The organism is Pseudanabaena sp. SR411 (assembly GCF_002251945.1).
GTDB lineage: Bacteria > Cyanobacteriota > Cyanobacteriia > Pseudanabaenales > Pseudanabaenaceae > Pseudanabaena.
Genome location: NZ_NDHW01000034.1, coordinates 32,523 through 51,940, shown reverse-complemented (window position 1 = coordinate 51,940; position 19,418 = coordinate 32,523). Strand labels below are relative to the sequence as shown.

The 19,418-nt window shown below is 43.1% G+C and carries 14 protein-coding genes and 1 pseudogene; 8 read left to right on the top strand and 7 right to left on the bottom strand.

Features of this window, described 5'->3' with window-relative positions:
- Positions 1–100: 100 nt before the first annotated feature.
- From B9G53_RS01420 to petB, 3 genes are all read right to left on the bottom strand, one after another.
- The gene (locus tag B9G53_RS01420; RefSeq protein ID WP_094528537.1) at positions 101–2,221 is read right to left on the bottom strand and encodes an NACHT domain-containing NTPase; all 2,121 of its coding nucleotides are present in this window, start codon (positions 2,219–2,221) and stop codon (positions 101–103) included.
- 534 nt (positions 2,222–2,755) lie between these two features.
- A complete protein-coding gene (petD, locus tag B9G53_RS01415) occupies positions 2,756–3,241 on the bottom strand; it encodes a cytochrome b6-f complex subunit IV (RefSeq protein WP_094528536.1) in 486 nt (161 codons plus the stop codon).
- Between the two features lie 82 nt (positions 3,242–3,323).
- Positions 3,324–3,971: a cytochrome b6 gene (gene petB, locus B9G53_RS01410; protein WP_094528535.1), complete on the bottom strand. Its 648-nt coding sequence runs from the start codon at positions 3,969–3,971 to the stop codon at positions 3,324–3,326.
- A 331-nt stretch (positions 3,972–4,302) separates the two neighbouring features.
- On the opposite strand from petB, the gene B9G53_RS01405 reads away from it, so the two are divergent.
- From B9G53_RS01405 to ilvC, 3 genes are all read left to right on the top strand, one after another.
- On the top strand, positions 4,303–4,992 hold the full coding sequence (locus B9G53_RS01405) for a M23 family metallopeptidase (protein WP_094528534.1): 690 nt from the start codon (positions 4,303–4,305) through the stop codon (positions 4,990–4,992).
- Positions 4,993–5,005: 13 nt separating this feature from the next.
- Positions 5,006–5,587 carry a GNAT family N-acetyltransferase gene (locus B9G53_RS01400; RefSeq protein WP_094528533.1) on the top strand — a complete coding sequence of 194 codons (582 nt, stop codon included), beginning with the start codon at positions 5,006–5,008 and terminating at the stop codon, positions 5,585–5,587.
- Positions 5,588–5,851: 264 nt separating this feature from the next.
- Positions 5,852–6,847 (top strand): ketol-acid reductoisomerase, encoded by a 996-nt coding sequence (gene ilvC, locus B9G53_RS01395; RefSeq protein ID WP_094528532.1) that lies wholly within the window; start codon positions 5,852–5,854, stop codon positions 6,845–6,847.
- Positions 6,848–6,967: 120 nt separating this feature from the next.
- On the opposite strand, the gene mrdA is transcribed toward ilvC, so the two are convergent.
- Entirely contained in the window at positions 6,968–8,794 is a 1,827-nt protein-coding gene (gene mrdA / locus B9G53_RS01390) for a penicillin-binding protein 2 (protein ID WP_094528531.1), read from the bottom strand.
- Between the two features lie 168 nt (positions 8,795–8,962).
- On the opposite strand from mrdA, the gene B9G53_RS01385 reads away from it, so the two are divergent.
- The 3 genes and pseudogenes from B9G53_RS01385 to B9G53_RS01375 all read left to right on the top strand — a co-directional run bounded on the left by B9G53_RS01385 (position 8,963) and on the right by B9G53_RS01375 (position 12,688).
- The gene (locus tag B9G53_RS01385) at positions 8,963–9,400 is read left to right on the top strand and encodes an ATP-binding protein (RefSeq protein WP_094528530.1); all 438 of its coding nucleotides are present in this window, start codon (positions 8,963–8,965) and stop codon (positions 9,398–9,400) included.
- Between the two features lie 293 nt (positions 9,401–9,693).
- Entirely contained in the window at positions 9,694–11,979 is a 2,286-nt protein-coding gene (locus B9G53_RS01380; protein WP_094528529.1) for a bifunctional (p)ppGpp synthetase/guanosine-3',5'-bis(diphosphate) 3'-pyrophosphohydrolase, read from the top strand.
- Between the two features lie 121 nt (positions 11,980–12,100).
- Positions 12,101–12,688 (top strand): annotated as a pseudogene (locus tag B9G53_RS01375) (Uma2 family endonuclease).
- A 187-nt stretch (positions 12,689–12,875) separates the two neighbouring features.
- Here B9G53_RS01375 and B9G53_RS01365 read toward each other — a convergent pair.
- Positions 12,876–13,832 (bottom strand): AEC family transporter, encoded by a 957-nt coding sequence (locus B9G53_RS01365; RefSeq protein WP_094528528.1) that lies wholly within the window; start codon positions 13,830–13,832, stop codon positions 12,876–12,878.
- Positions 13,819–15,666: an N-acetylmuramoyl-L-alanine amidase gene (locus tag B9G53_RS01360; protein ID WP_094528527.1), complete on the bottom strand. Its 1,848-nt coding sequence runs from the start codon at positions 15,664–15,666 to the stop codon at positions 13,819–13,821. The genes B9G53_RS01365 and B9G53_RS01360 overlap by 14 nt, the downstream gene beginning before the upstream one ends.
- A gap of 125 nt (positions 15,667–15,791) precedes the next feature.
- Between B9G53_RS01360 and B9G53_RS01355 the strand changes: the two genes are divergently transcribed.
- Both B9G53_RS01355 and B9G53_RS01350 read left to right on the top strand, forming a co-directional pair.
- A complete protein-coding gene (locus tag B9G53_RS01355) occupies positions 15,792–16,733 on the top strand; it encodes an NAD-dependent epimerase/dehydratase family protein (protein WP_094528526.1) in 942 nt (313 codons plus the stop codon).
- A gap of 152 nt (positions 16,734–16,885) precedes the next feature.
- Positions 16,886–17,878 carry a succinate dehydrogenase/fumarate reductase iron-sulfur subunit gene (locus B9G53_RS01350; RefSeq protein WP_094528525.1) on the top strand — a complete coding sequence of 331 codons (993 nt, stop codon included), beginning with the start codon at positions 16,886–16,888 and terminating at the stop codon, positions 17,876–17,878.
- Here the strand turns inward: B9G53_RS01350 and B9G53_RS01345 are convergent.
- Positions 17,854–19,242 (bottom strand): N-acetylmuramoyl-L-alanine amidase, encoded by a 1,389-nt coding sequence (locus B9G53_RS01345; protein ID WP_094528524.1) that lies wholly within the window; start codon positions 19,240–19,242, stop codon positions 17,854–17,856. The genes B9G53_RS01350 and B9G53_RS01345 overlap by 25 nt on opposite strands.
- Between the last annotated feature and the right edge of the window lie 176 nt (positions 19,243–19,418).

Here is a 19,418-nt window from a genome sequence, read left to right as displayed (position 1 = left end):
GAAACACCAAAATCGTTTTTTTGAAAGCCCGCCGTTGACGGGCTTTCAAAAAAACGATTTTTATAATGAGAATAGCTGACTGGGAAGGGAGTAAATTGTTTTATGCTTCCATTGGTGTCATGATTAAACTTAATTTGCTGTAACTAGAGCGGCAATAGCTATAACAAAGTAAGTTTGCTTCTATTTCTTCTCTGATGCTGGATGTAACTTTGCAGCTGCTATTGAGACAGTCAAGCAGCAATTGATTAGCGTCATAGAAGCTTTGTAACACTTGTTGTTGGGCAGCATTGATATCTTGACGGTGATTGGCGATCGCTTGTTGCAACTGCCATAACCGAGTCATACAGTTATCGTTACTCCAATTTTCAAGGTTGGGTTCCGTGTGATTTTTATTTGATAATTGATCACAGGAATGTAAGGTTTTGGGAAGACCTAAGTCTGGGCTTTCTTCTAGATTATTTTGGGCTTTTTGGTATGCCCCAGCCAAAAAGTTCTCTAAATAAGGAGATTCAGCAACGAGGCGATTAATTTCTTGGTTCATTAACTGCACCAAATCATCGGCACTGTGAAGCATACTTGCTGTGAGCAAAAAGATTTCATGCCAACGCGGATCGGTAAGATGAGTTACAAGTTCCTGCAAAGATTGCCCTGCTGGTTGAAGATTATGACTAACAATCTTGCGAGCAATACAATACTGCTGCATTGCGGAATAGGAGAAGGAAAATATGCCCTTTGCCCGCTCAGCTAAAAGTCCATGATGTTGAGCCTTGACCATGCGTAGCACGGTTTCGATCGCTTGGTAAATTTCTTCTGGCTCAGAGTTAGTATCGGTGAGGTTTTGCACAGAGTTAGCGATATGTTCTTCAATTACCCGTTGCTCAAAGAAGTATTGCCCTTTTTCAAAGGTGAATGAGGCAAGCTCACTCCACAACTGTAGCTTTTGCGGTAATGCATATCCTGGGTATGATTGATTCCGATCCAGTCCTCTTGCTTCATCCCATTTCCATACCAGCAAATCCATACCTTGCTTATAAAACTCCGCTTTAATCGGAAACTTCTTTTGACAATGAAATATAGAACAGGCAAGATGCAAAAGTAGCGGGTTAGCCATCAATGGCTGAAATTGCCAATTTTCTGGTAATTTCAACTTTTGCATAAACTGAGATGAAATTCTGAGTCCATCAGTACCATCAGCCTTGCTAAATTCTCCAAACCATTTTCGCGCACCCGTGCTGATTTGGACTTCGTTAAGCGGAGTGATTTGGACATCGGTGAAACCTTTCAGGGCTAATTTTTGCAAGTCAGTCCGACAGGTTGTTACAAAAGTATTCTTGTGGTATCTCTCACAAAATCGACGAACTTCATTTAAAACCCTAGGTTCTAATTCTACATCTTGGCAAATTTCATCAAGGCCATCAATTAAGAACAAGATTCGCCCTTCATGAAGTAGCTTCTTAAGGATTTCTGGGTGAGAAATATCTGATTCAAGAAATTCTTGATTGATAAACTCTAATAAGCTAACTTGCTGATTATACTTACAGCTTTCAGCAAAATCTCGCAATGCCGTAAACACTGGAACTTGTTTTGCTGCAAACTTTCCAGCATTGCATTGCATTGCCAGATGTTTGAGAAATATAGACTTACCCGCTCCTGTCTTGCCCAGTACTCGTAAGTTGCCATATTTCTCTACGGCTTGTGTACCGAGGATTTGTCGGGCGGTGATTTTGTCTAAGTCGCGATCAATATCTTCGGGCGCTAGACTATCGAGATCAGAGATTTTGCCCCCTTGCTGACTGGGGATTTGTTCGATCACATTTACATCAATGTAGATCTTGTCAATATCTACGGGACGGTTAATATCTAATAGTTGCAAGATGCCACATTGATGATTAACTTTATCCTTGCGTTGTGATCGCACCATTTGCACTAAATCATCTAATTTTAGAGATGTTAGTTGTAACACAGCGCTATTTGTAATGTGATCAACATATTCTGCTGGAATATTGGAAGCAACCTCTCTCCATTCCAGATCTAAAGCTGTACAAATCTCAAAAAATGTAAATCTTTCAATTGGTTGACCTGCAAAGAAACGCCAGATTGGTTGCCGTGTTTTGATACCTATTTCACCCGCCAGATAATCTTGTGTCCAGCCTTTAAAGGTAAATTGTTGCTTAGCTAGTCTGGCACCTGATGGTGATGCTTGTAAAGATCGCTTTGCCATAATTAAAACCTCTCATGTGAATCATGAACTTTTCAAGTCTATAGAGATGGCAGAAAGAAATACATGTACAGATAGTATTAACAATACATATATAAATAGTAGGAAGAAAGCTAACTTTTAACGTAAATATTTGTAATAAAATCAAACATAATATACAACTTATTTCTTTTATAGGTGTTCAGAATTTGTTTGAGAATTTACTTGAATCCTGCAATTTCAAAGAGCTTGAGAGGACTTATATTAAAGTTGTGAAGTATGGTATTACCTCAGACATACTAATCAAATAAGTATCAGCCAAAGACCATCTTCACAGACTCGATCAAAGAGACAAATAAACCTTAAAACAGTTGAGTTTGCCTAGGACATAAAACCCAAGAAGCGAGTGGCGGCGCAAAGCGCCGCCACTCGCTTCTTGGGTTTTATGAAAACAAATCAAACCCTAAAAAGATAAAGGCAGTGCTCAGCACTGCCTTTATCTTTTTAGCTAAAAAAAATTGTGCAAGCATTGCTTACACAATTTTTTTTCTTGAAATTTTAGAACAAGCCCAAAGTCAAAGACTTATCAATAGGCATGGTGGAGCCAATTCCCAACCAAAGAGTAACAGCAGTACCAAATAGAAATACAGCCATTGCTACAGGACGACGGAAAGGATTTTGGAACTTGTTTACATTCTCAATGAAAGGAATGAGAATCAAACCAACGGGAATCAAACTTTGGAGCAGTACGCCCAAAAGCTTGTTAGGAACAATCCGCAAAATTTGGAATGCAGGATACAAGAACCACTCTGGCAAAATTTCTAAAGGAGTTGCGAAAGGATTAGCAGGTTCGCCGACCATCGTGGGGTCAAGCACTGCCAAACCAGTAATCAAAGCGATCGTGCCAGTGATCACAACTGGGAACATGTACAACAGGTCATTTGGCCAAGCTGGTTCGCCATAGTAGTTGTGACCCATGTTCTTTTCCAACTTTGCACGCAAAATTGGATCATTTAAATCAGGGAGCTTTTCAGTCTTTGCCATGTTATTGCTTTATTTATTGCGTTATGGTTTTCTAAAATTATCTAACAGGAAAATCCTATACGAGTTTCTAGGATAAGAAACCTTACAAAGGACCAGAAATACCTTGCTTACGGATCATCAAGAAGTGAGCCAGCATGAATACTGCAATCAACCAAGGCAATACAAAGGTATGCAAGCTGTAGAAACGGGTAAGAGTTGCTTGACCAACACTTTGTCCGCCACGCAATAGCTCAACCAAGGTTCCACCAACAACAGGAATTGCATCAGGTACACCAGATACAATCTTAACCGCCCAGTATCCAACTTGATCCCAAGGTAGGGAGTATCCAGTTACACCGAAGGTAACAGTTATCACAGCAAGGATGACACCAGTGATCCAAGTCAATTCACGAGGCTTTTTGAAACCGCCTGTTAGATACACGCGGAAAACGTGCAAGATCATCATCAAGACCATCATGCTTGCAGACCAACGATGAACTGAGCGGATCAACCAACCGAAGTTAACGTCAGTCATGATGTAGCGCACTGATTCAAATGCTTCAGTAACTGATGGCTTGTAATAAAAAGTCATCGCGAAGCCTGTCGCGAACTGAATTAGGAAGCAGGTGAGGGTGATGCCGCCTAAGCAGTAAAAGATATTAACGTGAGGGGGAACGTACTTACTCGTAACGTCCTCAGCGAGCGCCCCGACTTCAAGGCGATCATTAAACCAATCGTAAACTTTACTCATGTAATTGAAAAACCCAAGATTGCTGAACTAGTTAACAATTTTTTGATAGCTGTAACTTATTTTAATACTTATGATCATGTGTAGGCAAACCTAAAGACAGCTTTTAAAAGGTTTTACTAAATTTATAGTAAATCTTCTTGATCATTGCTACCTTGATACGGATAACAAAACCAAGCGATCGCCATTAATCTATCTCAGATATACGACTATACGACATTTTTAAGATACTCCCCCCAGCCAAGAATTAGTGGTGCGGCGCAAAGCGCCGCACCACTAATTCTTGGCTGGAAGTAAAAAAATGCAGAATGTCCAACTTGTTTGATGACTAGGCATGAACATATATTTGCGTTTCAGATTAGCAGTTTTTTTAATTTCTTTTCTCTATGTTGATGTGTCTCCCGTATTTGCACAAGTTTGCGCCTATGAATATTCTTATCAAAGCTTAGATTCAAACTCAGATAAGCATGACGAAGAATATGCGCCGACACAGCGTGTTGCTACAGTTCGCAGCGATCGCGACTTAACATTAGCTTGGGCTTTACCCGCAGAATTTACCGAAATCGATCCATTTGTAGGCAAGGACTATCAGCTTGCGGAGCATGAAGGGCTAGATTTTATTCATAGCAACCCGTTAATTACTCAAGTTTCTGTGCGATCGGCTGCCGATGGCACAGTTGTATATATTCGCCGTGATTGTCCGCAATCAGATTCATTTGCGCCCAACCGTTTGCAGCGAGACTGTGGCGGCGATTGGGGAAACCATATTGTGATTCAGCATCCTAATGGACTATTCACTCGCTATGCTCATCTGTATCCTGACAGTACTCAAGTGAAAGTTGGGCAGAAAGTTACTCGTGGTCAAGAACTTGGCAAAATGGGAAATTCAGGACGGAGTGATATCAGACATTTACATTTTGAGTTAGGGCTTGCTATTAAGATCAATCATTGTGCGCCAGCGCAATCTTTTCACTATGTTTACAATCCAGCCACTTATTTACAATGGGAAAATTTAAAAAACTAACAAGTCTTAAATTATGAACGATTTTCCAGATAAAGCTACTGACACAGATAGCGATCGCCTCGATCCAAATAGTGTGGATATTCGCGAGATGAATATCGATGACATTGCGCCAATTTTTCACTTAGGCGAACAGCTATTTACCAGTGATCTCTATCCTTACCTCTATCGGACATGGGATGAGTGGGAAGTAATCGGCATGTATAACACCGACTCAGAGTATTGCTTAGTGGCGGAAATCGATGAGCAACTCGCAGGTTTTATCCTCGGCACGATCATCAATAAGGCTTCATGGAAATATGGCTATATTACTTGGCTTGGCGTAAATCCCAATTGCCAAAGGCGTGGAGTAGCCGATCGCCTAGTCGATAAAATCATTGAGCGCATGATTGAAGATAATGTGCGCCTAATGCTAGTTGATACCGATCCCGCGAATACACCTGCCATTAATTTCTTCAACCGTAAAGGTTTTGGTAATGCTAGAGAGCATGTTTTTCTATCGCTAAATCTCGCCAAACATGAATATTACGGCAGACTCATAAATTACGAACGAGACAAAGCCGATCGCAACCGTCCGCGATCGCGCCGCCGCACTTAAATATATTTGCTGCGATATATTTGCTGCGCTTACGACGCTTTGCTCTCAAGCCCAAACCAAGAGATTTTTTGAAAGTGTTGCTTCGCAACACTTTCAAAAAATCTCTTGTGATTCGATCGCTCTGTAAATGCTGTAAATATATTTAAGAGTTGCAACGATTTTTGTTAGACTAGGAAAAGTGTTTGAAGGCAATTGACAATAAATCTTCCAAACTACATCTAAAAAACTAATCACCCCATCTTTTGTCTCGGAGATAACCACACTATGGCTCGGATGTACTACGACACGGACGCAAATCTTGAATTTCTAGCAGGTAAGACAGTTGCAATTATCGGCTACGGTTCTCAGGGTCACGCCCATGCCCTTAACCTAAAAGAAAGCGGCGTGGATGTCATCGTGGGGTTATATCAAGGCAGTCCCTCATGGCAAAAAGCAGAATCTGAAGGTCTGACCGTCAAGACTGTTGCAGACGCATCGGCTGCTGCTGACCTAATTATGATTTTATTGCCTGACGAAACTCAAAAAGCAATCTACGCTACCGAAATTGCTCCAAATCTTAAAGCTGGAGATACTCTAGCTTTCGCCCATGGTTTCAATATTCACTTCGCACAAGTTGTTCCTCCTGCAGATGTCGATGTGATCATGGTCGCGCCTAAAGGTCCTGGACACTTGGTACGTCGCACCTATACTCAAGGTCAAGGCGTTCCTGCTTTATTCGCAGTCTATCAAGATGCTACTGGACATGCACGCGATCGCGCGATGGCTTATGCCAAAGGCATTGGCGGCACACGCGGCGGCGTTCTCGAAACTACTTTCCGTGAAGAAACTGAAACCGATCTATTCGGCGAACAAGCGGTACTCTGCGGCGGTCTATGCGCTCTCATCAAGGCAGGCTTTGAAACCCTTGTTGAAGCTGGCTATCAGCCCGAACTCGCTTACTTTGAGTGCTTGCATGAAGTGAAGCTGATCGTGGACTTGGTGGTTGAAGGTGGTATGTCGAATATGCGCTACAGCATCTCGAATACGGCTGAGTATGGTGATTACACCCGTGGTCCTCGTGTTGTTACTGAGCAGACTAAGATCGAAATGAAGAAAATTCTTTCGGAAATTCAATCTGGTCAATTTGCCCGTGAGTTTGTTCTTGAAAATCAAGCTGGTAAACCTGGATTCACCGCAATGCGTCGTCAAGAAGCAGAGCATCAGATTGAGTCAGTCGGTAAAGATCTCCGAGCTATGTTTAGCTGGTTGAAGAAAATCTAATATAGCTGTCGCCAATTGTATTACCAATAGAAGAAGGGCGGCGCTTCGCGCCGCCCTTCTTCTATTGGTTTTTTGTTTTGTCGGCTGATATAAAAAAGCGGTGCTAAGCACCGCTTTTTTTTAATTGTTAATCACAGGAACTGGTGGATTATTTGGTGAGTTGGGCTTATTTTTGATTTGCATATAAGCTTCGATAGTCTGTACTGCCAAGGGAGCAGCGATCGCACTACCACCACCACCACCTGCATTTTCACCAAAAACTGTCACCACAATTTCTGGCTTTTCGTAGGGTGCATAGACTGTAAACCATGCATGATTAGGACGGGGGGGATCTTGAGCCGTACCAGACTTACCGGCCATTGTAATTTCTGCCGAATTTAAAGATGCGGCTGTCCCAAAATCAAATACAGATCGCAAAGCCTTTTGCAAAGCTGCCAAATTTGTTGGCGATATATTCAGGGACTGCCGCCACTCCCTTGCATCATTATCTTCTAGAAGCAAATGGGGTCTAATCTTAAATCCACCGTTAGCAACAGCAGCAGTCATCATTGAAACTTGGACAAGATTAGCTTGGACATCCCCCTGCCCAATGGACATATTTAAAGTATTACCAACATACCAAGGTTCACCAATGACGCGCTTTTTCCACTCTTCATCGGGAACAGTGCCTTTAGTCTCTTCTTCCTTAATTTCAATACCTGAATATTCTCCATAACCAAATTTATGCGACCATGCGGCAAGATCTTTTTCGCCCACACGCATACCTACCTGCCCAAAGAAAGTATTACTGCTATAGGCCATCGCCTCATAAAACCCAATTGTGCCAAACCCAGCCTTGTTGTGATCCCAGAATTGAAAGCCGCCCACATCAAGATAAGGGTAAGTCGCCAGCACATCATTGATGCCAAATTTGTTGGTTTCTAAACCTGCGGTCATCGTCACAACCTTAAAGGTACTTGCGGGCGGATATACCTGCAAGACTCGATTGACAAAAGGATGGTCTTTTTCTTGCAAGCGTTTCCATGTTGCTTCGGAAATCTTGCCAGAAAACAGGTTAGGGTCAAAAGCTGGATGGCTAACCATAGCAAGGATTTCGCCATTATTCGGATTCATGGCGATAATCCCGCCTTGCTGATCACCTAAAATCTTTTCAACGGCTTTTTCTAGATCTAGGTCAATCGTCATTTTGACAGCATTACCTGCTTTCGGTGGCTTTTGTCCTAAAACTCGCAGTACCTTTCCAAAAGCATCGACTTCTACCTGCTGACCGCCCCACTCGCCCCGTAGTTGATTCTCAAAGGCATATTCCACGCCAGCTTTGCCGATTACATCTCCTGGGCGATAACCTTTTTCGCGTAATTTGGGCAACTCTTCAGCAGTTAGCTCGCCTGTATATCCCAACACATGAGCCGCGACATCGCCATTGGGGTAATAGCGCACCGCTTCAGGCTCTACTTTCACCCCTGGTAATTCGAGGCTATGCTCAGAAAGTACGGTTACCAGTTTGGGGCTAATTGAGGTGGAGACTCGGACTAGGTTGGGGGAGTTGTAGCCTTCCTGTTCCAGCTTGTCGGTAATCGTTTGCGCCGAAACTCCGATTAACCCAGCTAAACGATTAATAATTGGCTCCCATTTGTCCTTGGGTTGGGCGATCGGCCACAGATACACCACATGCGCTAATCGGCTTGAAGCAAGAATGTTACCTTTGCGATCAAAAAGCCGTCCTCTTTCTGGAGGCTTGGCAATTAATCTGATCCGATTGTTTTCCGCAAGTTGTTGGTTGCGATCGCCCTCAATTAGCTGTAAATAAAAAAGTCGCCCGCCTAAAATCCCGATTAGTACCAATACGCTTAACAAAAATAAAATAGCGGCTCGCATCCCCTTTCCCATGGAACGGGTGTTTTCAGTGGGATTAAAAGGGGAATTTTGTCGTTGCGTAAAAGTCATACTGCTTAGGAAAGATTTTAAGAAAGATTTTTTCGCTAGAATAATAGATAGATCTATTGTATGGCGATCGTGAATTTAATTAATTCCATTGCATGTTTAGTGAATATTTTTGCTATTCACAAAGACCAAAAGCAAGCTACAGCCGTCTTTCAGAGGAGTTAAAAGTCCGTGATTGTGACCCCTGTGCGTTCAGTAGGACGAAAGTGGAGTAATCTCAGTTTTACTTCAACCCTCTATCTTGCCCCAGTATTAGACCTGTTGCTTGACGAAGTACCGTCAGAATGGCAGCCAGAGTTACGATTGGGTTTGCAAGAAGCTTTAGTCAATGCCGTCAAACACGGCAATTCTCTCGATCCATGCAAGCAAATCACCGTTAAATTTTCGATTGTTTCGCAAATGTACTGGTGGGTGATCACTGATCAGGGGAGTGATTTGCAATCCTCTGGGGGATCAAAAGACGATCCCACACCTTGTCATGACTTAGAATGCGGTCGGGGCTTCTATATATTACGCAAAATTTTTGAGCATGTGCATTGGGATAGTGCCACACATCGTTTGACGCTGTGCAAACGTATTGATCGTTTTAGTAAACCCATGATTTTTTAGGCTTTCTCAAAAGAGAGAAGGTAGCGCTTTGCGCCATCTTCTCTCTTTTGATTTGTATAGCAAAAAAAGAGTTGGCTAGTACAAACCAAAACCCAAGAATCGAGTGGCGGCGCTTCGCGCCGCCACTCGATTCTTGGGTTTTATGTCCTAAGCAAAACTTGCTTTGCTATATAATGCATAAAAAAATGGAAAAATTTGTTTTTCTAGAGACAAAACCGCATATTTGACATATAAGTTTAAAATAAGGTTATGAGAATCTTAACAACTATCTTTGCTAAGGCGAAATTAAACATATGACTCCGATGACATTAGTAGCTGAAGCTCCAGTAGAACGTCTAGGTAAGCCGATAGATGGGGAAATAGATTGTGAAAACTTACAGGAATGTGATGCGATCGTAGATGCATGGATTCCAGACTGGCTGAGAAGTAGTTGGGAGAAATCGCAAAGGGGTGAAAGTTTAGAGAGTGAAGATATTGTTGGTCGAGCTTTAGATTTTGCCTATAAACTGCATGATGGTCAATGCCGTGCTTCAGGGGAACCATACATACTGCATCCGATCGCAGTTGCCGCCATCCTCAAAGATTTAGGTGGCAGTAATGCAATGATCGCCGCAGGATTTCTGCATGATGTTGTTGAGGATACTGATGTATCCTGCGAGCAGATCGAAGAAATGTTTGGGAAAGAAGTTCGTCAACTGGTGGAAGGGGTAACTAAGTTATCGAAACTGAGTTTTGAGAGTAAGACTGAAAGTCAAGCCGAAAATTTTCGCCGCATGTTTCTGGCGATGGCTCAAGACATTCGCGTGATTATCGTCAAGCTTGCCGATCGCCTGCACAACATGCGAACGCTGCAACATCTGCGACCTGAGAAACAAGTTCTGATTTCTAGAGAAACAAGAGAGATTTTTGCACCTTTAGCAAACCGTTTGGGTTTAGGGCAAATTAAATGGGAACTCGAAGATATTGCTTTTAAATATATTGAGCCAGCACAATATCAAATGATGGAGTCTCTAGTTGCCGAGACTCATGAAAGTCGCCATGAACAATTGGTGGAAGTGACGAGGGTGTTAGCCGATCGCCTAGAGTCGATGGGTATTGATGATTTTGATATTAGTGGTAGACCGAAACATTTGTATGGCATTTATCGCAAGATGGAACGCCAAAAGAAGCAGTATAATGAGATTTATGACATTCAAGCTGTCAGGGTGATCGTCAATACTAAAGAAGAATGTTATCGAGTTCTCGCGGTTGTTCACGATCATTTCTGTCCGATTCCGGGGCGCTTTAAAGATTACATCGGTTTACCCAAGCCCAACCGCTATCAATCGCTACATACGGCGGTGATTGGACCAAAAGGACAACCTGTGGAAGTCCAGATTCGCACATGGGAGATGCATCACATTGCTGATTACGGGATTGCGGCTCATTGGAAATATAAAGAAAGTAATTCGACTAGCAAGCCACTCAAGGGCGATGATCAGAAATTTACTTGGCTGCGTCAGTTGGTGGAATGGCAGCGTGAACTAAAAGATCCTCAAGAATATCTGGATAGCGTCAAGGAAGATTTATTTGATAGTGAAGTTTATGTATTTAGCCCCAAGGGGGATGTGTACTGTTTGCCGCGTGGCGCGACACCTGTAGATTTTGCCTATCGTGTGCATACGGAAGTCGGTAATCACTGCTCTGGTGCATTGGTCAATAATGTGATGGTTCCTTTGCATCGTCCCCTCAAGCATGGCGATATTGTCACAATTCTCACCCAAAATAATGCCCATCCCAGTACCGATTGGATCAACTTTGTGGCGACAAGTTCGGCAAAAAGTCGGATTCGCCAATGGTTTAAGCGATCGCGCCGTGATGAAAACCTTGCCCTAGGACGTAGTGCCTTAGAACGTGAACTTGGTAAAAATGGTTTAGAGACACTACTTAAATCCGATCAGATGCAAAAGCTTGCTGAGCGATGTAACTATCACAATGTTGAAGATCTGATTGCAGGTATTGGCTATGGGGAGACTTCAGTCAATGCCGTAGTCAATAAACTGCGTGAACATCAGCACCATGATCGTGATTTAAATCCTCAAAAGTACGAAGCACGTCATGAACCTACCCATAGCAATAGTTCCAAATCACCAATTTTAGGTTTGGAGGGCATGGTTTACTCGATCGCAGGTTGCTGTGCGCCTCTACCAGGGGAACCAATTACGGGAGTTGTGGCATTAGGTAGCAATCGTGGTATCACCATCCATCGCCATGATTGTCATAATTTAGCGAATATTCCTAGCGATCGCCTGTTGCATGTGGGTTGGAATCAGCAGAAAGAAAATGATCAGGCTCAAACCTATCCCATTGATATTCGGGTAGAAGCGATTGATCGGGTGGGGATATTGCGCGATATTTTGACTCGCCTCTCCGACAACAAGATTAATGTCCGCCGCGCCAATGTACAGACCAAAAAAGGTAAGGCAGCCATTATTGATTTAAGTATTGATATTAGCGATCGCCACCAATTTGATCGAGTTTGCAGTCAAATCAATAAGCTGTGTGACACGCTTTCGGTTTCGCGCCTTGTTGCTGAATAGGAGCAATTCACAAAAGTGTATATACACTTTTGTGAATTGATAACTAAACCCTGTAAGGGTTTTGAAAAGACAAAATGGCGTATCTATTTTGTCTTTCAGGATTAGAGAAGGAGCAAAAATCATGAACTTTCAAACTATCGATCTCAGTCCAGTCCTTACTCTGACTCGCGAAGAGTTTGTAAAAATCTGTGCGGCAAATCCTGAAATGAAACTAGAGCGAACCGCTAAAGGAGAATTAATCGTTATGTCCCCGACAGGTGGTGAAACTGGTAGTTTTAATTCTGGTCTCAATGGTGAACTCTATATATGGAACCACTCATTCAAACAAGGTAAAACCTTTGATTCATCAACGGGGTTTAGTTTGCCGAAGGGTAGCGATCGCTCACCTGATGCTGCATGGATATCTCTCGCAAAATGGGAATCGCTTACTCCTGAGCAACGCAAAGGTTTTTTGCCACTCTGTCCTGAATTTCTAATTGAGCTTTTGTCCCCTAGCGATTCATGGAAACAAGGACAGTCTAAAATGGAAGAATATATGGACAATGGCTGTCTTTTAGGATAGTTGATCGATCCAAAACACAAGCATGTTGCTATCTAACGTCAAGGACAATCCGTTGAAATTTTGGACAAGCCTCAAAAACTTTCATGGGAAGACGTACTGCTAAATTTTGTTGTAAATGTTAGTAGCAATTCGGCTGGGGCTAATTAGGTTGTTTCGGTTACGATCTCCTCAGACGTAGTTTGATATCCCAACTTTTACCTAAATCTATTCATGCTGTTACTGCCAAGGGTTTTGAGCTTAAAGTCATGCTCTTTGTCCTTGCTCTTAGCGTTAATCTATAGATAGCAACTTAGGTTAAATACTCTGTGGTTGCTCAATCTAGAGCAATTATGCTTTAACCAAAAAAGACAATCCAAATCGGTAGCATAAAAATTAGTCCGATGAAAGAGAAGGCGATCGTGCTAATTAGTAAATCGCGATCGAGATTGTAAACTTCCGCAAGAATTAACACCGACAAACCCGTGGGCGTACCCGACATTAAAGTAAGAATTAGTCGCGGATCATGGCGAAGTCCAAACATTGTCGCTCCCAAACCGATCGCTAAAGGCACAATTCCCACACGCAAAAAAGCAGCGATCGCCGCAGGTTTAAGACTGTCCCACTTCTCGATTTTGCCTAATCGTAGTCCCACTAGAGACAAAGCAAAGGCGATCGTCACCCATACCCCGATATCCAGACTCGATTCGATCACATCAGGTAAACCGATGGGGCGCGTATACCAACCGATCGCAAAAGCCCAGAGACTCGGTACAGTAGCAACATCCAGCAATAACTTCCACCAAGGCGGCTTTACTTCGCTTTTGCCAAAGTAGCTGGCAATAAAAACCGCAATTCCATAGTTACCAGCGACATTACTGGCGATACTGTATAAAACTGCCCAATCCGCATAGGTCGAACTTGCTAGAGAAGTTGTCAGCGTCAAGCCCACAAATCCTGTATTGCCTAGCATCGTCGCCAAAATAAAGCTTCCTAAACTAGAGCGATCGCTATCTTCCTGTTTCGCAAATTGCCAACCGACTAAAGCCAATAGCCAACTCAGAATCAGCGCGGCGATCGCCACATAGGGAATATAGGGAGTATCAGAAAATTCTGTATGTCTTGCGAGGACAAATAGTTGCAGTGGCACTCCTACCCAGTAAAGGGTAATACCCATAAATTTGGAAGTATTGATTGGCACAAATCTAGACGCTACTAAGCCAACGCCCGTCCATACCATCAGTGGAATATAAGCATTAATCAGTTCACCAAAATGGAAGATAGACCAAAATTGGTCGGGATCACTTAGCAGCATTCAAAATCCATTCGGTAACGCCATCGGCAAGGGTCTTAGCAAGTAGATTTTGCTGTTGTGGATCGATAATCCATTCAAACTCGACAGGATTAATCATAAAACCTAATTCCAAAAGTACTGATGGAGCAGTTGTGGGACGGACTAGGGCAAGATTATTCCAATAAACGCCATAATCACGACGATTTAGCTTTTTAGAAAGGTAGGTATTAATAAACTTGGCAAAATCCTGCGCTTGGGGATTGTACCAAAAGGCTCCTACTCCTGACGTATTAATTGCATCCCCATGATCAGGCAAAGCATTGTAATGAATGCTAATCGCTAGCGTTGGTTCTTCGCGATCAATCTGGGCAACCCTTGGCTCTAGTAGAATATCGGCATCATCAGTGCGGGTCATGCTCACCTTTGCACCACGATTTTGTAATTCAGTTTGAAATAGTTTTGATGTGATCAGGGTGACATCTTTTTCAGGATATCCTGTTGGACCTCGCGCTCCTAGGTCTTGATCACTGCCATGTCCTGCATCAATGAGAATTTTTACGCCTTGCAGTGGTTGAGAAATATCTGATGCAGCTTTAAGGATCGGTGGATGTTTGAGGGATAAGATCAAGTTTGTACCTTGATAGCGAACTTTATATCCCCATTGCTGTTTGGGTTTGAGGCTAATCGTATAGGTAACTTTATTGGGTTCAGTTTGCACCCAGTCCAACTTATTAATAATCGAGTCAGGATCGATCAAAATCGTATCGGTTTGAGCTGTCACATTATAGAGTGTCAGCGTAAATAGGCGATCGCCTTGGGTAATTGCGAATGGTACTGGCACTTCTAAGGGAATTGTCACCTCTGTCCATACATTATTGGGATTATCGGCTTGATTGACAACTCGTTTAGTATTAATACTTCGCACAATTGAAGGCGGCGGCGTTTCGGCTGGTTGAAGCTTCGTCATACTCTTGCGTACCCAGCCGCCATAGTCAAGCCTTAGCCAATCGCCTTGAAACCCTGTAACTACGTCTTTGACTCCTTTAGGCAAAGGCGTGAGTCGCGAGAAATCAGTACTTGCACCAGTTCTGGCATCTGCCGCGATCGCGGTTACTTCGGCAATTTGAATATTTTGGGAAGAGAGAATCTCCACTTTACCTGTGGCTTTTTGCTTGATAACGCGATCGCCAGATTGATCCTTTATTCGCATTTCATACTCAGGTTGACCGAGTTTACTAGCAGTTTCAAAGGTAGTACAGCCGCGAAAATATCCTGAAGGCGATTCGCTGGTGGCTTCGTTATTGCCTGTCAATACTGAAGAATTCGGCGGTAATTGGATATTGCGACGACGGGGTAATAAGGGGATTTCGCGATCGCCTATTCTTACTAGAGCCGTGGCATTGGGCGTGGCGATCGCATCAAAGCAGATTCTTTCATTGGGTTGTCGCGCAATATCGACGGTGGGGAATAGAGAGTCTTGGATAAACCCAATATCTTTGGGAGGTAATGTGATGCGGGACTCCCGTAAGACCTTGACATTGATTTGGCGTTCATTACGGCGATCGCCTGTTGCATCGACATACTTAATCTCAAACTTGTTTTCTCCAAAAGCAAGCGGCAAACTTGGAGCGAAATGTCCCGCATCACTACGTTCTATGGGATTGCCATTAATACTGACCTTGCCATCTTTGGGAGCCGTACCAATAAAAAACAGGCGATCGCTGGTGGTCTTATGTTGTAGAGGTGGATAGGTGAGGTGTAGTTGTGTGGGGGGGACAAAATTTTGGGCATTGGTTGCGATGGCAACAAAAAAGCTCAATATCCCAATCAAGAAAATTACTATCAGTCGCCGCATAATTCCTATCATTTGTCTAAATTAGCCATACAACACAGCACCACTTAATACTAACGTCATAGCGGAATCTACAGCGCAAAACGATATATTCTGGGTTTAGTAAATGTAATGAAAATCAGTTAAAAATGAAAATTTTAGTAATGGGCGGCACAAGATTTATTGGTGTGTCGCTAGTTAAATTATTGGTGTCTCAGGGGCATGAAGTCACTCTATTTAATCGAGGTAAAAAGCCATCACCCGTTGCAGGACTGCGAACAATTATCGGTGATCGCACTGATTCACAGCAATTGCAAGACAAACTCAGTGGTGAATCCTTTGATGCGATTTTTGATAACAATGGTCGGGAACTAAGTGACACCCAGCCCCTTGTCGAAATCTTTCGCGATCGCCTTCAGCACTTTGTGTACATGAGTTCCGCAGGTGTATATCTCGATAGCGAGATTCTGCCCTATCACGAAGCCGATGCCACTGATCCGAAAAGCCGACATAAGGGCAAGTTGGACACCGAGGCATATTTGCAAAAGGTTCGCACTGAATCAGGATTCCCCTATACTTCCATTCGTCCTACTTATATATATGGACCACAAAACTATAACGATGTGGAAGCTTGGTTTTTTGATCGAATTGTGCGCGATCGCCCGATTCCGATTCCAGGGAATGGCAAGTTTATTACTCAACTTGGTCATGTCGAAGATCTCGCTTCCGCGATGGCAGCAGTTTTGGGTAATCAAAAGGCGATTGGCGAAATATACAATATTTCCGATACCCGCTATGTGACTTTTATCGGACTTGCCAAACAATGCGCGATCGCCGCAGGTAAAGATCCGAGTCAACTCAACTTTGTTTATTACAATCCCAAAGATTTTGACTTTGGCAAAAAGAAAGCTTTCCCCTTCCGCTTGCAGCATTTCTTTGCGTCCGTCACCAAGGCACAGCAAGATCTAAACTGGAATCCTAAGTACGATCTCCTGTCTGGCTTGAAAACATCTTTTGAGTATGACTATATTCCTTCCAATCGTCAGCACGACGATATTGATTTCTCCACAGATGAGCAAATCGTGAAATAGTTTTGTGATTTATCGGATGTATGCGGCGCAAGGTGCTGCATACATCCGATAAATGATTTGCAGCACCTTGCGCTGTAAATCATTAGCCCCATCAATCAAACATTGAGTTAAAGTTAGACTTGATGCCTAAAGCCCGATCGCCAATATCATCCATGAATATTACCGTCAAGCTTCGCCGCCAAACATCGCGTACTAGCGAACCCACCTATCAAACCTTTCAAATCGAAGCCGACCCCGATCGCACAACAGTATTAGATGCATTAATCAAGATTCAGAGCGAACAGGATGGCTCCGTTAGTTTTCGGCGTAATTGTCGTAATGCTATTTGTGGATCTTGCTCGATGCGAATTAATGGGCGATCGGGCTTAGCTTGTCAGAAGCATATCAGCGAAGTAATGGGAGAGCATGATATGGAACTGGTGATCGAACCGATGCAAAATCTGCCTGTAATTAAAGACTTAATCGTAGACATGACTAAGTTTTGGGATAACCTCCACAAAGTCGATCCCTATGTCTCCACTGCATCACGACAAATCAGTAAGACAGAATTTCTACAAACTCCCGCCCAACGTGCCAAACTCCAAGCTGCTGCTAATTGCATTCTTTGCGGTTCTTGCTATTCTGAATGTAATGCTGCTGCTGTAAGCGATCGCTTTGTGGGTCCCCATGCTTTAGCAAAGGCATATCGAGTCATGGCAGACAACCGTGATGATCAGACGGAGGAGAGAGTCGCCAAATATAATGAATCAGGTTTTGTCTGGGACTGCACGCGCTGCTATAACTGCAATGAAGTCTGTCCAGTGGAAGTGCAACCCCTAGATCGGATTTCCCAAATTAAGCATGAAATTCTTGCTAATACCGATCTACCAGAATCCACTGCTCAACGTCATCGTCATACGATGGTGGAACTAGTCAAAGAAGACGGTTGGATCGATGAAAGTAAATTTGGGGTGCGGGTTGTTGGCGATAACTTCCGAGATTTAAAAGGATTACTCAGCATTTTCCCTCTTGGTATTCGTATGATTTTAAGCGGTAAAATGCCCTACCCTTGGCAATTCCAAAAATCCGAGGGAGCAGTCGAAGCTAAAGCTTTGATTGAGGCGATCGCCTCTGCGAAAAATCAGAAAATACCTGCGGATTCGTAGAGGCGGCGGATGAGAGCGAGGATTTTGCGATCGTAGAGAGGATCGATCGCCCAACGTCCAGTGAGTTGACTTAAGATTGGGGCAACACCTCGCGCAACTAAATGGAATCTGGGTGCAACTACAGGTTGAAATAGCGGAGCATTGCTGGCATAAGCCTTGAGATGCTGAATATGCGCTCTTACACCTGTACGCTGATCGTCAAAACTTGCACCTGATGCCTTTGCTGCCGAACTAGCTACGGCTCCTAAACTAGCAAAATTATTTTGCTCAGGCTCTATACCTTTCCCAAATCTCAAAAAGTTGGTTTCAATACACATTTGACAAAAAGCAATATCGTGATTTACTCCTTCAATCTCCGCTTCTTCACGATATAAATGGGGAAGATCGCCATAGTTAGTAAGAGCCGCTTCATTATTATTTTTCAGAAACATCAGTAACTGTAATTCCGAAGCATTACCCACACCCATGATCTGATCGATTTGCCCCGTAAAAACTTTGAAAATTGTTTTCAAATGAAGTGTGCGCGTTGTGCTATCCCAAGAGACAGAAGTATTTAACTCGCGTAAGGCGATCGCCTGTACATAGACAATACTTTGATAACGCAACCGGCAATTGAGAGGAATCTGCTTAAGATCAAAGCCAAGGCGATCGACTAAATCCGCAGGTACAAATACATTTCCCGATACAAGAATCCCTTTCTCGGCATAACTCTGCCCATTAAGATTGATATTAATCTCTGGATAAGTTATTGGCTTTGGATTAGTTGGGCGATTGGCTAGTGTATATACAGGAATTGTGGTGGCTGTTTCATTAATCCATGCTTGCAAACCATCGGCAATACCGATCGCATAGTCACGCCTTCTTGTTTGCATCAGCAGCCGATCTTGCGAACTATTAGAAAAAACTAATTCCAGCAAAATAGAAGGAACTGAAATTTGGCGGCAAAAACTTAAACTGCCAATACTGGCGATCGTATCGGCTTTTGCGCCACGATTGGTGATTTCAGGTACACGCTTAGTTAAGGCATTGGTGAGTATTTCTGCTTGTCTTTTACGCAGCGCATTATTAGTAATGTAATAGGCAGTTGTGCCACGTAATTCAGGAGCATTGGCTATATTTAGTTGTAACGACAAAGCTACATCTTGTTGATCTGACCGAGTATTAATCCATGCGATCGCCTCAGCTAAATTCAGATCATCGCTAGGTATGGCGATCATAATCCCACGCGATCTCAGCTCGGCAATTACCAAGTCCCTTGTAGCGACTAATTCAGCAGTTTCCATCGTTCCACCCGTCATTTCACTTAGATCGCGAAATGACCCCTCAAAACTACCGTGACCTGCGGAAATAAATATTTTGCCCATATTCCTATCTGCCAGTCCATTTCAGCAAGCAAAAAAGTCTTCGTAAGTCTATCAGCTTTTGTCCTGTTTGACTTTTTATTATTAAAAACAGAAGGGTAGCTTTGTCGCCAAGTGAATCAAAACCCAAGAATTAGAAGTTGCGGCGCTTTGCGCCGCAACTTCTAATTCTTCACTGG